Origin of the sequence: Staphylococcus sp. HMSC06C11 (genome assembly GCF_001808345.1) — a bacterium.
In the GTDB taxonomy this organism is placed as follows: Bacteria; Bacillota; Bacilli; order Staphylococcales; family Staphylococcaceae; genus Staphylococcus; species Staphylococcus capitis.
The window spans coordinates 14,593-30,648 of record NZ_KV793043.1; the positions used below are offsets into that span (position 1 = coordinate 14,593).

15 protein-coding genes are annotated in these 16,056 nt (G+C 30.9%); 10 read left to right on the top strand and 5 right to left on the bottom strand.

Annotated elements, in window-relative coordinates; all coding sequences use genetic code 11:
• Positions 1-103: 103 nt before the first annotated feature.
• From HMPREF3154_RS07215 to HMPREF3154_RS07230, 4 genes are all read left to right on the top strand, one after another.
• A complete protein-coding gene (locus tag HMPREF3154_RS07215) occupies positions 104-1,300 on the top strand; it encodes a metallophosphoesterase family protein (RefSeq protein WP_002434873.1) in 1,197 nt (398 codons plus the stop codon).
• The gene (locus tag HMPREF3154_RS07220) at positions 1,290-4,229 is read left to right on the top strand and encodes an ATP-binding protein (protein ID WP_049326519.1); all 2,940 of its coding nucleotides are present in this window, start codon (positions 1,290-1,292) and stop codon (positions 4,227-4,229) included. The genes HMPREF3154_RS07215 and HMPREF3154_RS07220 overlap by 11 nt, the downstream gene beginning before the upstream one ends.
• Positions 4,226-5,167 carry a 3'-5' exoribonuclease YhaM gene (yhaM, locus tag HMPREF3154_RS07225; RefSeq protein WP_002434737.1) on the top strand — a complete coding sequence of 314 codons (942 nt, stop codon included), beginning with the start codon at positions 4,226-4,228 and terminating at the stop codon, positions 5,165-5,167. Before HMPREF3154_RS07220 ends, yhaM begins: the two co-directional genes overlap by 4 nt.
• A gap of 190 nt (positions 5,168-5,357) precedes the next feature.
• Positions 5,358-5,462 (top strand): type I toxin-antitoxin system Fst family toxin, encoded by a 105-nt coding sequence (locus HMPREF3154_RS07230; protein ID WP_030063529.1) that lies wholly within the window; start codon positions 5,358-5,360, stop codon positions 5,460-5,462.
• Positions 5,463-5,616: 154 nt separating this feature from the next.
• On the opposite strand, the gene HMPREF3154_RS07235 is transcribed toward HMPREF3154_RS07230, so the two are convergent.
• The 4 genes from HMPREF3154_RS07235 to HMPREF3154_RS07250 form a co-directional block, all read right to left on the bottom strand.
• Positions 5,617-6,618, bottom strand: coding sequence for a peptidylprolyl isomerase PrsA (locus HMPREF3154_RS07235; RefSeq protein WP_023350053.1), 1,002 nt, complete (start codon positions 6,616-6,618; stop codon positions 5,617-5,619).
• A 201-nt stretch (positions 6,619-6,819) separates the two neighbouring features.
• Positions 6,820-7,389 carry a DUF3267 domain-containing protein gene (locus HMPREF3154_RS07240; protein WP_002434864.1) on the bottom strand — a complete coding sequence of 190 codons (570 nt, stop codon included), beginning with the start codon at positions 7,387-7,389 and terminating at the stop codon, positions 6,820-6,822.
• A gap of 192 nt (positions 7,390-7,581) precedes the next feature.
• Positions 7,582-7,953 carry a YtxH domain-containing protein gene (locus HMPREF3154_RS07245; protein WP_002434824.1) on the bottom strand — a complete coding sequence of 124 codons (372 nt, stop codon included), beginning with the start codon at positions 7,951-7,953 and terminating at the stop codon, positions 7,582-7,584.
• A 77-nt stretch (positions 7,954-8,030) separates the two neighbouring features.
• Positions 8,031-8,456, bottom strand: coding sequence for an HIT family protein (locus tag HMPREF3154_RS07250; RefSeq protein WP_002434751.1), 426 nt, complete (start codon positions 8,454-8,456; stop codon positions 8,031-8,033).
• 132 nt (positions 8,457-8,588) lie between these two features.
• On the opposite strand from HMPREF3154_RS07250, the gene HMPREF3154_RS07255 reads away from it, so the two are divergent.
• Entirely contained in the window at positions 8,589-9,329 is a 741-nt protein-coding gene (locus tag HMPREF3154_RS07255) for an ABC transporter ATP-binding protein EcsA (protein ID WP_002453567.1), read from the top strand.
• Positions 9,322-10,545: an ABC transporter permease EcsB gene (locus HMPREF3154_RS07260; RefSeq protein WP_023350055.1), complete on the top strand. Its 1,224-nt coding sequence runs from the start codon at positions 9,322-9,324 to the stop codon at positions 10,543-10,545. The genes HMPREF3154_RS07255 and HMPREF3154_RS07260 overlap by 8 nt, the downstream gene beginning before the upstream one ends.
• Before the next feature lie 51 nt (positions 10,546-10,596).
• Here HMPREF3154_RS07260 and traP read toward each other — a convergent pair whose 3' ends face one another.
• Positions 10,597-11,100 carry a signal transduction protein TRAP gene (gene traP / locus HMPREF3154_RS07265; RefSeq protein ID WP_002434692.1) on the bottom strand — a complete coding sequence of 168 codons (504 nt, stop codon included), beginning with the start codon at positions 11,098-11,100 and terminating at the stop codon, positions 10,597-10,599.
• Between the two features lie 339 nt (positions 11,101-11,439).
• Between traP and hemE the strand changes: the two genes are divergently transcribed.
• The 4 genes from hemE (at position 11,440) to HMPREF3154_RS07285 (ending at position 15,712) form a co-directional block, all read left to right on the top strand.
• Complete coding sequence (hemE, locus tag HMPREF3154_RS07270; RefSeq protein ID WP_023350056.1) at positions 11,440-12,474, top strand: uroporphyrinogen decarboxylase; 1,035 nt, start codon at positions 11,440-11,442, stop codon at positions 12,472-12,474.
• Positions 12,475-12,549: 75 nt separating this feature from the next.
• Entirely contained in the window at positions 12,550-13,473 is a 924-nt protein-coding gene (hemH, locus tag HMPREF3154_RS07275; RefSeq protein WP_002434744.1) for a ferrochelatase, read from the top strand.
• Positions 13,474-13,614: 141 nt separating this feature from the next.
• Entirely contained in the window at positions 13,615-15,009 is a 1,395-nt protein-coding gene (gene hemY / locus HMPREF3154_RS07280) for a protoporphyrinogen oxidase (RefSeq protein ID WP_023350057.1), read from the top strand.
• Between the two features lie 148 nt (positions 15,010-15,157).
• Positions 15,158-15,712 (top strand): RBBP9/YdeN family alpha/beta hydrolase, encoded by a 555-nt coding sequence (locus HMPREF3154_RS07285; protein WP_002434723.1) that lies wholly within the window; start codon positions 15,158-15,160, stop codon positions 15,710-15,712.
• The last annotated feature ends 344 nt before the right edge of the window (positions 15,713-16,056 follow it).

Below are 16,056 nucleotides of genomic sequence, written 5' to 3' on the forward strand. Positions count from 1 at the left end.
TCTGTCTTAATATCAATATTTATAATTTTTATCAACAAATGAAGTATATTCAAATTGCATTATTTCTTTTAACTTTACGGCTTTTATAAGGAGAATTAAACTTATGGTTAAATTTATACACTGTGCTGATTTACACTTAGACAGTCCCTTCAAATCTAAAAGTCATTTAAGCCCTAAAATATTTGAAGATGTACAAAAAAGTGCCTATGAAAGTTTTAAAAATATAGTAGATTTGGCATTAAAAAAAGAAGTAGATTTCATTATCATTGCTGGGGATTTATTCGATAATGAGAATAGAACATTACGTGCGGAAGTCTTTTTAAAAGAACAGTTTGAAAGATTACGTAAAGAACAAGTATTTGTATATGTATGTCATGGTAATCATGATCCTCTATCTTCAAAGATATCTTCAAATTGGCCAAACAACGTTTCAGTTTTTTCAAATCAAGTAGAAACGTATCAAGCGATTACTAAAGATGGGGAAACAATTTTTATACATGGCTTTAGTTATCAAAATGATACAAGTTATGAAAATAAAATTGATGCTTATCCATCAAGCCAAGGTCAAAAAGGGATACATATTGGTGTTTTACATGGCACGTATAGTAAATCCTCAGTCAAAGACCGTTATACAGAATTTAGGTTAGAAGACTTAAATAGTCGATTATACCACTATTGGGCGTTAGGTCATATACATGAACGTGAACAACTCAGTGATATGCCAGTAATTAACTATCCCGGTAATATTCAAGGTAGACATTTTAATGAATTAGGTGAAAAAGGTTGTTTATTAATTGAAGGAGATCATCTTAATTTAACAACACAATTTTATCCTACTCAATTTATTAAATTTGAGGAAGCAACTATTGATACTAATCATACGTCTAAACAAGAGCTATACGAAGATATACAGTCTTTCAAAGATAAAGTAAGACCTGAAGGTAAAGCTTTCTATAGATTAAATGTACGCGTAAATAGTGAAGATTTTATTGCACCACAAGACTTGGTTCAAGTTAAAGAGATGATTACAGAGTATGAAGAAAATGAAAATCAGTTTGTGTTTATAGAAGATTTAAATATTAAATATGTTCAAAATGATGAATCACCTCTTGTAAATGAGTTCTCCTCAGATTTGTTGGAAGACACATCGGTCTTTGATTCTGCTATGACGGATTTATACTTAAATCCTCGTGCATCTAAATTCTTAGATGATTATACAGAATTTGATAAAACCGAATTAATTAATCATGCTGAAAGTCTTTTAAAAGATGATATGAGAGGTGAACAAAATGATAATTAAATCACTAGAAATTTATGGATACGGTCAATTTGTTCAACGTAAGATAGACTTTAATAAAGGTTTTACTGAAATTTTTGGTGAAAATGAAGCAGGAAAATCAACGATTCAAGCATTTATACATTCAATTTTATTCGGTTTTCCTACTAAAAAATCTAGAGAACCTCGTTTGGAACCTAGATTAGGAAATCAATATGGTGGTAAATTAGCTTTAATATTTGACGATGGTACTGAAGCTGAAGTTGAGAGAATTAAAGGTAGCGCTCAAGGTGATGTCAAAGTTTACCTCTCAGATGGTTCTATACGGGATGAGTCATGGCTAAATAAAAAACTCAATTACATTACAAAGAAAACGTATCAAGGTATATTCTCTTTCAACGTTTTAGGGTTACAAGATATTCACCGTAATTTAGATGAAAAACAATTACAAGATTACTTATTACAAGCAGGCGCTTTAGGTTCAACTGAATTTACCAGCATGAGAGATACCATAGGACAAAAGAAAGAAGAATTGTATAAAAAGTCTGGTAAAAATCCAATTATTAACCAACAAATCGAACAACTCAAGCACCTTGAAAGCCAGATACGTGAAGAAGAAAGTAAATTAGACACATATCATCGCTTAGTAGATGAGAGAGATAAATCTTCTCGCAGATTAGAACATTTAAAACAAAATTTAAATCAGTTATCCAAGATGCATGAAGCTAAACAAAAAGAGGTTGCACTGCATGATCAAACGCAAGAATGGAAAGGATTAGAACAAGTTCTAAATATCGAACCTCTAAAATTTCCTGAAAAAGGTATAGACCGTTATGAGACTGCTAAGTCGTTTCAACAATCACTTGAAAAGGATATTGGTCTTAAAGAAGAACGTTTAGCTCAACTTAAGCAAGAAGCTAAAAATATCTTTCCAGTAGAACCTAAAGATATAGATGCAATTAATTCCTTATATCAACAAGAAAATGAAATTAAACAAAAAGAATATGAGTTGCGTTCAGTTGAAAAAGATATCTCTGATAAACAAAGAGAACAAGAAAGTTTACAAAACACTATTGGGTGGAATGAACCACATCATGAAGTAGATAGTTCTGAAGCTATGAAAAGTCATGTAAGTGAGCAAATTCGTGGTAAGCAAGAACAAAATGCTTATATTTTACAACTAGAACGCGGTCTTGAAGATAATAAAATTGAACGTAATTCTAATAGTAATGAACTTGATCAACTAGAGAAAGAATTAGTTCCTGAGGAAACTTTTGAAAAGAAAAAGGAATATTCACAGCAGGTATTAGAATTACACGAAAAAGAAAACTTATATGAAAAATTAAAAGAATCATTTGAAGAAGAACAAATTCGTAAAAATCAACGTCAAAAATTACTTAGACTTGCATTTATTGCTTTAGCTATCATAGGTGCGGCATTAACTGTATTTTCATTTGTAACGACTAACATGATTTTTGGTATTGTCTTTGCGATTCTAACCGTCATCTTTATTGTAGGTATCTTCTTAGCAAAAACTAAAGATGTTGATTATGGTGTAGCAATGAACCAAGAAATTAATGACTTGGAAAGTCAACTTGAACATTTAGAAAGCAACTACAATTTAGATTTTGATTTAGATCATCAACATCGCATTCGTGAGCAATGGCAAAATGCTATTAAAGTAAAAGAAATGTTAGATGAAAAGAATGCATATTTAAATAAATCAATGGATGAGGCGCAACATCGTTTAGATTCATTATCAGATAATATTAACAACGTGAAGAAAGAATTATATTTATCTCCTAAGATATCTGATGAACTTATCGTTGAAAGTATTACCTCAATGAGTAATATTAAGTCTCATGATAATTACGTCAAAGAGTTGAATCATAAGCGTAGTCAACTTATGGATGAAATTAATCAATTTTATAAACACGCTAAAGACGTAACGAGTCCACATTTTAGTCATTTTAATACAATGTCGTTCTTCCACGATGTTAATCAATGGCTAAAAAATGCTAAAGACAATAACGATAATTGGCATAAGAATCAAGAAGAAACACAGTTATTAACAAATGAGCTCAAGCATCTTAAATCACGCTTAAGTGAAAATAAAAATATCATCAAAGAGCTATTTGATTTCGTCAATGTTGAAGATGAGGAAAGTTATTATTCACATCATCAAGATTACGAAACGTATCATAGTAACTTAAATAGATTTAATGATTTAACTCAATACTTAGAGAACCAAAATTACTCATATGAAATGAGTTCTAAATTAAGTGAAAAAACAACCGCTCAATTAGACGAAGAAGATGATACATTAGCGAGACAAGTAGATCAATATAACGATCAATATTTAAATATGCAAGCTGAAGTCAGTGATTTAACTGCTCAAATTAATCATATGGAAACAGATTCGACACTTGCACAATTAAGACATGAATATTACAGTTTAAAAAATAGACTAAATGATATCGCTAAAGATTGGGCAAGCTTAAGTTATCTTCAAAATTTAGTAGAAGAACATATTAAGCAAATCAAAGATAAGCGTTTACCACAAGTTATCCAAGAAGCTGTATCTATATTCAAGTATCTTACAAATGGTGCATATACAATGATTAATTATACTGAAGATGATTCAATTCATGTCAAACATGATAATGGACAAGTTTTCGAACCTGTTGAACTAAGTCAATCTACAAAAGAATTATTGTATGTTGCTCTTAGAATTAGTTTAATTAAAGTATTAAAACCATACTATCCATTCCCAATTATTGTGGATGACGCATTTGTTCATTTTGACAAACATAGAAAAGAAAGAATGTTAAATTATTTAAGAGAATTATCTCAAAATTATCAAGTGCTTTACTTTACATGCACTAAAGATAATATTATCCCTTCAAAAGAAATGATTATTCTTAATAAACTAGAGGAAGGCGGGAAAAAATGAGAAATGTAGAAAATTTAAATCCCGGCGATTCAGTTGATCACTTTTTCTTAATTCATCGTGCAACTCAGGGTGTCACTGCTCAAGGTAAAGATTACATGACACTTTACCTCCAAGATAAAAGTGGTGATATAGAAGCGAAATTATGGACTGCAACGAAAGAGGATATGCAGAACCTTAAACCTGAAGAAATTGTTCATGTCAAAGGCGATGTGATTAATTATCGTGGTCGTAAACAGATGAAAGTTAATCAAGTGCGTTTAGCTAAACCTGAAGACAATTTATCAACTAAAGATTTTGTTGATGGAGCACCTATGACGCCTGATGAAATTAAAGAAGCGCTTTCGCATTTTATGTTAGATATTGAAAACGCAAATTTACAACGTATAACGCGTCATTTAATAAAGAAATATCAAGACCGTTTCTTTACGTATCCAGCAGCAAGTTCACATCATCATAATTTTGCAAGCGGTCTAAGCTATCACGTTTTAACTATGTTACGTATTGCTAAGTCAATCTGTGATATTTATCCGCTATTAAATAGAAGCTTATTATATAGTGCGATTATTTTACATGACTTAGGAAAGGTCAGAGAGTTAAGTGGACCAGTTGCAACGACTTATACTGTCGAAGGTAATTTGCTAGGCCATATTTCAATTGCTAGTGATGAAGTAGCTGAATCGGCTAAAGAATTAGGTATTGAAGGTGAAGAAGTGATGTTATTAAGACATATGATCTTAGCACACCACGGTAAAATGGAATTCGGGTCACCTAAACTACCTCATTTGAAAGAAGCTGAAATTTTATTCTTTATTGATAATATTGATGCAAAAATGAACATGTTTGAGAAAGCATTTAAGAAAACGGATAAAGGTCAATTTACTGAACGCATTTTTGGTTTAGAAAATCGCCAATTCTATAATCCAACAAGTTTAGATTAAATATTTTTAGTGCAAAGCTATCTTTGTAAAGTTGCTACAGAGTCGGGATTGATTCAAGTGGTATTATGATACAATGGGCTTTGCACTTTTTTATATTCAAATTTAATTAGCTAAAGTTCAGTGTTATAATAAATAGGTCGCCTATCTTCTCTTCTCAGGCGTCAATATGACAAGGGAAGGAGGTGCATATATGTTATTTGATATCTTTGTACACATCATGGCCACGGCAACCAGTGGTTGTATCGTTGCTTTATTCGCGCATTGGCTACGCACTCGCAACGATAAACGTAAATAGGCGACAACTAAAATAAGCCACACCAAAAAATCCCCTCACTACTGCCATAGTGAGGGGATTTGGTGCATATATGCTTGATATCCTTGTTAATTGTATTATAACACTTTCTAGATAAAATGCAAAACTTATATCAATCATACCAATGAGTTATTGATTATGACCCACTACTTGTTAAACCTGCAGAGCCTGAACCAGAGGCACCACCTTGTGAAGATTGCTGTTGCTGCTGTTGTTGTTTAATTTTATCTGGATCTAAAATTGAATTTTCAACAGCTTTTTTAATATCTCTATCTTTGTAATCTACTTTATAATCATCTAATAAATCTTTATAAGCATCTGTTAACAATTTAGGTTTTTTCTGTACTTTTTGTTCAATAATTTTTTCTTTAAGGTTGGATTTTTCTTTATTAAAGTCATTTTCTTTATCAGCTTTAATGATATGATAACCATAATCAGTTTTAACTACTTTAGAAACTTGACCTTCTTTTAATTTAAATAGCGCTTTTTCGAAGCTATCTACCATTTGACCTTTAATTACATAACCTAATGAACCATCTTTCTTAGCTGAAGAACTATCCATAGATTCTTTTTTAGCGATTTCGCCAAATTTACTAGGATTTTTTTCTACTTCTTTTTGGATTTTTTCAGCTTTTTCTTTTGCTTTTTTATCTGAAAGACCTTCTTTATCACTAGATTTAGATTTTACTTTTATTAAAATATGAGAAGCTTTTTTAGAATTATCTTTAATATCTTTATCAGAGACTTTCACTTTATCTAGTAATAATTGTTTTTGATAAGCAGAAAGTTTTTTCTGTTCTTTATAATCATCTAATGACATACCTTGCTGTTTAAGCATGCTTTCAAATTGATCTTTACCGCCATATTGTTTTTCTTCTTTCTTAATATCTTCATCAACGTCTTTAGTATCGACTTTATCTTTGTATTTATCAGCTAAGATTTTATTTAAAACAATGTTAAATGAAGTATTAGCAATTTGTTCATTTCCGATTTTCTTCATCACGTCAGCGACTTTTACATCTCCTGCTTTAGAAGAAATCAATGTATTATCTTTAGATTCTGTTGCATTTGAGCCACAAGCACCAAGTAACAGCGCGCTAGCGGTCACGGGAACAATAATTTTATTCATCAATTTCATAAGTTGATAGCTCCTTTATGTATTAATCATCGTAAATATAACATATTATTTAGAGACTACCAATTAGAAACCCCCGTCCTAAGACTATAGTATGACTAGGATGGGGGAAGTTGATTAAATATTATATATTTTAATTTTGCATGTTTTATTAATATTTATGAAAATTAAATACAATTACGCAAAAGATGGTAATCCTTATAACTAGAGCGAAGTTCTAGTTGATTTAGGATTATTAACTTTGTTTAAAATATGTAGACCAGATTGATGTTCCTCTACATAATGACCATCATTTGAGAAAAGTAAGATTTTCAAATATAAAATATCCATCATAGAAAAGCCAATATTTAATGATAATAAAAACATAAAATAATGACCATATTGAGGTAGATGAATACTTAACAGAACAAAAATGCCAGTTAATAATAATATAGGTAAAATTAAATTTATACAAAAATATACTTTATGGACAGGCGTATTAACATACGTATTAAAATATGGCAGCCATTTCTTTTTAACTAATTTATGGACTCTAAAAGATTTATAAAATGGCAAAAAGAAAACAAGATGCATGATTTTATGAATGGGATACATTAAAATTATAAAGATTAATAAAATGATAAAATGTCGATCTGATAAAGGAGTATCAGAGAAATAGTACATAATTTCATAGCTTACTAAAAAGGTAATAATAGTTGCTACTATACTCATGAAAGCAATTCTTTGAATTCCAAATCTTGCGTGTATATCAATTTGTCGAGTGCATAAATACATAATGTAAGCCTCATCTCTGTGTTAATGTTCGATACGTATTATCTACGTGTTCACAGGAATAGTCAAGGGGCAGTTTAATTTACAAAAAAAGAAGTTGATAAAGTCATTAATTAAGCTAGTGTTAAAATGTCTAAAAGAAATTATGATTAAGTAAAATAAAAAAGCTATGGCATCATGCCATAGCTAATGAAATTACTTATCTTTAGAGAAAGCGTTGCTTATATCTTCTCCACGGTTTTGTAAATTTTCAATATGAGTTTGGAGCTTTTCAATATTAGGGTTAATATCAGATTTAAAGTTACCAATTAACTCTTTAAACTCATCTCCAATTGAACTACCATATTCAACACTTTCATTCTTAATTTGAGAACCATAATTAAGAATATCATTAAATGTTTGTTTCATAGTTTCAATTTCTCGTTCAAGTTCAGATTGTGCTCCTGTAGGTTGGCTCGCATCAATTGTATTATGTTTGACACTATGGTCGTCACGATTTCTTAATGCTACTGCAAATCCTGCTGCAGCACCTACACCTAAGCCAAATAATATTCTTGTGACTTTCATTTTTTATTCTCCTCACTTTATATGTCGGATATTTGTATTATTTTTATCATACCCAGTATAACAAGGAATATGCACGATTAATCAAATTGTGCTTGAATTTGTTCAGCAATTTCTTTTTTAGCGTCGTCATTAATTGTATCTTCATGCGTTTCCCACTTATATCCAAAGCCATCGATATCATTTTCATATCTTGGGATAAGATGGAAGTGAAGATGAAATACAGACTGATCTGCAAACTCTCCATTATTTTGAATGATATTTAATCCATCTGGGTTAAAAGCGGCTTTAATAGCATTGGCTACCTTAGGTAAAGCCACTCCAATATGTTTCATTGTTTCTTCATCAGTCTCAAAAATATTAGCCGAAACTTTCTTAGGAACTAATAATGTGTGACCTTTCGTCACTTGTGAAATATCAAGAAAGGCATAAACGTAGTCATTTTCATAAATTTTAAAGCTTGGAATTTCTCCAGAAATAATTTTACTGAAAATAGTTTCTGACATAACAATGACACTCCTCTTTATCATTTGTTAGTCATTATTATAGCATTACTCAATTTAAAACAACATGATAGCAATGATTATTTTAGGTTAAAACATTATTTTTTGGTACAATAGTTTGCATGGAGGTGCCTTATGACAGTAAAAGTTGAACATCTTACAGGCGGATATGGAAAACGTCCTGTAATTAAAGATATAAATTTTGAATTAAAAAAAGGCGAAATTGTTGGTTTAATTGGTCTTAACGGTGCAGGAAAAAGTACAACAATTAAACATATGTTAGGACTTCTTAATCCAATGGAAGGTTCATTATCCATTTCTGATACAAATATTAATGATGACATTGAAGTATATAGAAGAAAATTATCATATATTCCAGAAGCACCAGTGATTTATGAAGAACTTACATTAGAAGAGCATATAGAGATGACTGCTATGGCCTATCAACTAAGTAGGGAAGAGGCAATGCGTCGTGCTGAGCCACTTTTAAAAGTATTTCGTTTAGAAAATGAATTAAAAGTCTTTCCAAGTCATTTCTCAAAAGGAATGAAACAAAAGGTCATGATCATTTGCGCTTTCATCGTTGATCCAGAATTGTATATCATCGATGAGCCATTCTTAGGTCTCGATCCTTTGGGAATACAATCAATGCTTGATTTAATGGTTGAAAAGAAAAACGAAAATCGAACTGTCTTAATGAGTACACATATACTTGCTACAGCGGAACGTTACTGTGATAGATTTATTATTTTAGATCAAGGGAAAGTTGTTGCGTTTGGTAACTTAGATGAACTACGTGAACAAACAGGTCTGTATGATAGAACCTTAGATGATATTTATATACATGTTACACAAGGTGGCAATGCCAATGAATAATCAATCATTATCTCTGTTTAATCGGAGATATAAAGCGATTCGTAAAGAAAAAAGTTACTATAACAAATTCATTTTTAATGGTCATTTCACGGTGTTTTTACTTATATTGTTAGGTGCATTTATTTTTGGATATGGTGAATGGCTACAACATATACCACAACATATTGATTATGCACTATTTGCAAGTATTGCTGTAGCATTAGTTTCATTATTTCCAATTCGAACACTATTAAAAGACGCAGATAAAATTTTTCTATTACCATTTGAGAAACATATGAAAGATTATATGCAAGTAAGTTTAATATATAGTTATAGTTCAAGAATTTTTTTACAAGTCATACTTCTTATTATACTATTTCCTTTATTTTATAAATTAAATGATAACCATTTTACATTTTATATTGTATTTGCAATAAGTGCTATCATTTTTCCTTATTTAGGATTACTTGTTAAATGGCAATGGTTAAAGCTAAATCTTTCAAGTTGGACAATTAATTTATTATTATTTGTACTATTTGGTATAACATTTTATTTAATTTTAAGATTTCATAATTACTTTGCTATTATATTTATTTTCATCGTAGGGGTATTGTTATTGATTTTAAAATTGAATAGCAAAAAGCAATTATTTCCTTGGGAGAGAATGATAGCGATTGAGCAACAAAAACACACGAATTATTATAAATTTGTAAATATGTTTACTGATGTGAAACATTTAAGAGAGTCAGCAGTACGTAGAAGTTATTTAGATTTCATATTACCCACACCAAAGGGTAACAAGTTTAATGAAAATCGTATGTACTTATTCTTATTTGTAAGAAGCTTTGTAAGAGGACGAGACGCGTTTAGTATCATTCTTCGATTAGTGATTATAGCACTCGTTTTAATGTTATGGTTATCAAATCCAATCGTATCTCTGATTATAGGAAGCTTATTTATGTATATTACATTATTGCAAATGGCTCAGTTCTATACTCAACAAGCATATGGTTTATGGCCACAAGTATGGCCAGTTTCTGATACGAAAGTTATCAAAGGATATGAACAATTTTTATACCGATTAATGATTGGTGTTGGTATTATCTTTACAATACTATTTGTTATAAAACATCCTACATTGTTCTTCTTTGCTTTACTTTTCTTTATTGTAGGGTGGTTAACAATAAGAAGTACCATTAAAAAGTTAAAATATCAGGAAACTTTATTAAGAGACTAAAAAAAGTTCTTAGCGTTCAATACAATACGCTAAGAACTTTTTATTTTGATATTAGTTTTCATCAATTGGATACAAGTATCTTTCAAAATAGCTTGAATGTTGGCCACTTGCTCCAAAGAATTGACTTAAAGCTACCTTAGAAAAATTATCGTTAAATAATTCTGAAGCTTTGAAATCTTCATAGGCAGTGCGATTTGCGAAGCCAAAGTATATTTTATAAGTATTACCTTCTAAAGGTTTTAATAATCGATAACTTTTGAAACCAGCGAATGAATCAAAAGGTGCGCCCAAGTGCAATAATTTTTTCTCTAGTTGATTACTATGATCCTCTGAAGAGGGAATGAACAAAGCACAGTAGAAATGATTTTCGTTAAATTCTCCAACTTGGTAGAGTACATTGTAAGAACTAGGATGTTTTAAAACTGACTTATCTTCAGTTTCTTCTAAAATGACTGATGTATCGGAAGCAGAAAACTGAAATAGGTCATGATCTGGATTATTCAATTTAATTTGATTTAAGAATCCATATGTCCCATAAGATGTATATAAATTCATGATACAAACCTCCCTTGTTTTGTCTTATTATACGATTATAAAATTCCTTTTGCTACTGCAAAAGTTCAGATTTTCTAATTAAAAGTAATAGAATTCATCCTAAATTTACAAATTTAACTAAAAATAAAATTAAATATATAATTTAACGTTATTAGAATATCTAGGAATTACTTACCCGTTTTTTAATAAAAATAAAGTATATTTTTAAAGTTTATAAAGCTAGGTTTTATAAATAAAAGTACTATGTCTTTTTTATGACATTTAAGCATAATAAAATACGAAATTGTATACAATATGCTATTATAGATAAGAATGATTTTAATGTAGGAGGACGCTAGGGTGCATAGTAAAAACGATACGATATTAAAGACAATAAAAGGTGAATCAACGTCACACACTCCAGTTTGGTTTATGAGACAAGCAGGACGTTCTCAACCTGAGTATCGCAAACTTAAAGAAAAATATTCACTTTTTGAAATTACGCATCAACCAGAATTATGTGCGTATGTTACGCATTTACCAGTAGATAATTACAATACTGATGCGGCTGTTCTTTATAAGGATATTATGACACCTTTAAAACCCATAGGTGTAGATGTAGAAATTAAATCTGGTATTGGACCAGTGATTTCAAACCCTATTAAGTCAGTACAAGATGTTGAAAAATTATCTCAGATAGATCCTAAAAGAGATGTACCTTATGTTTTAGAAACAATCAAATTGCTTACAGAGGAAAAATTAAATGTACCGTTGATTGGTTTTACAGGTGCGCCGTTCACATTAGCATCTTATATGATTGAGGGAGGTCCTTCTAAAAATTATAATTTTACTAAAGCCATGATGTATGGAGACGAACCTACATGGTTTGCACTAATGGACCATCTTGTAGATGTGTCAATCACATATGTAGTCGCTCAAATTGAGGCTGGTGCTGAATTAATACAAATCTTTGATTCTTGGGTAGGAGCACTAAACGTCCAAGACTATAACTATTATATCAAGCCAGCTATGAAGAAATTAGTGAGTGGTATCAAAGCTCATTATGATGTACCTGTGATACTTTTCGGGGTAGGCGCAAGTCATTTAATTAATGAATGGAATGATTTACCTATTGATGTTTTAGGTCTAGATTGGAGAACATCTATTAATCAGGCTGATCAAATGGGAGTAAACAAGACACTACAAGGTAATCTCGACCCTTCATTATTATTAGCACCATGGGATGTTATCGAATCACGACTAAAAGATATTCTTGATCAAGGAACGGCGCGTGGCAAGCATATATTTAACTTAGGTCACGGTGTATTTCCAGAAGTTAAACCTGAAACATTAAGAAAAGTGAGTGAATTCGTTCATAACTATACTCAAAAATAGTTCTTTCGAAGATTTGGTGTCTCTCCAAACCTTATTAAAGTAACGATAACTATCAATTAAAGGAAGGTTTTATCAATGAGTAAAACAATTGGATTATTAGTGATGGCGTACGGTACACCATACAAAGAGAGTGATATCGAGCCTTATTATACTGATATTAGACACGGTAAAAGACCAACTGAAGAAGAACTACAAGATTTAAAACAACGCTATGAATTTATCGGAGGGTTATCACCTTTAGCAGGAACAACAGATCGACAAGCTGAGGCATTAACTAAAGCTTTAAATGAAACGTATGACAATGTTGAATTTAAATTATATTTAGGATTAAAACATATCTCTCCTTATATTGAAGAAGCCGTAGAAAAAATGCATAAAGATGGCATTGATGAAGCTGTAACAGTTGTGCTCGCGCCACACTATTCAAGTTTTTCAGTAGGTTCTTATGATAATCGCGCACAAGAAGAAGCAGATAAATATGGCATTAAATTGACTCATATTAAACATTATTATCACCAACCAAAATTTATTAAATATTGGACAGATAAAATTAATGAAACGTTAAATCAAATTCCTGAAGAAGAGCACGATGAAACAGTTTTAATCGTTTCAGCACATAGTTTACCTAAAGGTCTGATTGAGCGTAATAATGATCCATATCCTAAAGAATTGCATGAAACAGCTCAAATTCTTAAACAAGACTCCAATATTGTTCATGTAGCAGAAGGTTGGCAATCTGAAGGAAACACCGGTACACCTTGGTTAGGACCTGATGTTCAAGATCTTACGCGAGAATTATATCAAGAACATCATTTCAAAAACTTTATTTATACACCAGTAGGATTTGTTTGTGAGCATTTAGAAGTGCTCTATGACAATGACTACGAATGTAAAGTAGTATGTGATGAAATTGGCGCTAAATACTATCGTCCTGAAATGCCTAATACAAACCCGCTATTTATAGGAGCAATTGTTGACGAAATTAAAGCTCATTTTTAAAATTAAGTTAAAGCATTAATAAAGTGATGACAGAATTCCTCCAGTATAACGGGGGAATTCATTTTTTGAGAGAAATAAATTAAAAAATTTGATACATTTTCATGATAGATTCAGGTGGAATTGAAAGGAAGCGTGAAAAAGTTGAGTAAAAAAATTGCGATTATCGGCGCAGGTATTACTGGTTTATCGAGTGCGTATTTTATAAAAAAACAAGATCCAACTATAGAAGTAACGATATTTGAAGCCTCTAATCGTCCTGGAGGTAAAATTCAAACATATCGACATGAAGGGTATACTATTGAGTTAGGTCCAGAATCCTATCTAGGACGTAAAACTATCATGACAGATATGGCTAAAGATATTGGTCTAGAAAATGACTTAATTACTAATACTACGGGTCAATCGTATATATACGCTAAAAATAAATTATTTCCTATACCAGGTGGCTCTATTATGGGCATTCCAACAGATATAAAGCCATTTATTAAAACGAAGCTTATTTCTCCAATTGGTAAATTAAGAGCTGGAATGGACTTGTTTAAGAAACCGATTCAAATCGAGGATGATATTTCTGTCGGCGACTTTTTTAGAAAAAGACTAGGTGATGAAGTATTAGAAAATCTGATTGAACCTTTAATGGGTGGCATATATGGTACTAATATTGATGAATTAAGTTTAATGAGTACATTTCCAAACTTTAAAGAAAAAGAAGAACAATTTGGCAGTTTGATTAAAGGAATGAAAGATGAGAAAGAAAAACGTATTAAACATCGTCAACTATACCCAGGGGCACCTAAAGGACAATTTAAACAGTTTAGACATGGTTTAAGTTCATTTATTGAAGCATTGGCAGAAAATGTTCAGAATAAGGGAGTAAATATTCGTTACAATACTCAAGTACGTGACATTAAAGTTTCTCAGAAAGATTATGAAATTTTACTCGAAGATAGTAGTGAAACATTTGATGGGGTACTTGTTACTACACCACAACAAGTATTTATGAAATGGTTTAGCCATGATCCTGCCTTTGATTACTTTAATAAGATGGACTCGACTACTGTTGCAACAGTGGTTATGGCTTTTGATGAAAAGAATATAGAGAATACGTATGATGGTACTGGATTCGTTATAGCTAGAACGAGTCAAACAGATATTACAGCTTGTACTTGGACTTCGAAAAAATGGCCGTTTACTACACCTGAAGGTAAAGTATTAATTAGAGCTTATGTAGGTAAACCAGGCGACACTGTAGTAGATGACCATACTGATGATGAAATTGTATCAATTGTTCGTAAAGATTTAAGGAAAATGATGACATTCAAGGGTGATCCTGACTTTACGATAGTGAATCGTTTGCCTAAAAGTATGCCTCAATATCACGTAGGGCATATAAAAAATATAAAGATAATTCAACAACATATAAAGAATACTTATCCTAGATTAAGAATTACTGGAGCACCTTTTGAAGCGGTAGGTTTACCTGATTGTATTCAACAAGGAAAAAATGCTGTTGAAGAAATTTTAGAAGAAATTTAGATGTTGTAAAACACTTTAATGAGAATGGGATGATTTAAATCTAAGAAGCGGTGAGATAGATAAATCATTTGAATATCATTTCTTTTTAAAGTGTTTTTATTTTAAAATAAGAATTAAATGAATCAATCGTTGAATGAGGTGTTGAAAAATGACTGACGTGATTATAATCCATTCAAAATATGGGAATGCCACAAATCATTGGTATGAGTGGTTGAAGCATAATTTAACTTTAGAAGGTTATCATGTGACGTTGTTTAATTTAGAGGCAGATGATCATGCAAAAATTGATGAATGGGTAAGACAAATGAAAGAACAAATTGAAATTCGTAAATATGATACTTATTTTGTAACCCATGGTTTTGGTACGATAGCTGCACTAAAATATATTGAGGGGACTCATCATCATATTGAAGGATTGTTTAGTATTGCAGGTTTCAAAGAAGATGCCCATGATATTGATGAGAATGTCAACTTAGAGGGCATATCAATAGATTATGAAAAAGTTAAATCTCAAGTCGATCATTTTTACGGACTTACATCTAAAGATGATAAATATGTTTCTTATAAAGAGACTAAAAGGTTAATGGATACGTTGGAAGGTAAGATTCGAATAGTCGATGAGGGTGGACACTTTTTAGAGGATGAAGGTTTTAAAACATTTACTTCTTTACAATCTAGAATGCAAGGTTACATGACTAAGTAAGTATATATCTAAAGGTAGAGCACAAGTTGTCTAATAGGTGATTATCAAGGTATCTCATATATCTTTTAGTAAAGAATAATATAAAAAGATATATGAGGTTAATTTTTACACAATTTAATTCCAAAACAATATTGACGAAATGTGTTGGAGTTTATATACTAATAAAGTACTTAATTAAAGCGTCATTCATTTCAATTATTGCAAATAGGTTTGAAGTTGAAATGAACAAAATGTTAATTTTCTTTAAAAAAGTATTGACATTGTAAAGAAGAAAATGGTAAGATTATAAGGTAGTCAAAAATAATATTAGCGCGGGATGGAGCAGTTCGGTAGCTCGTCGGGCT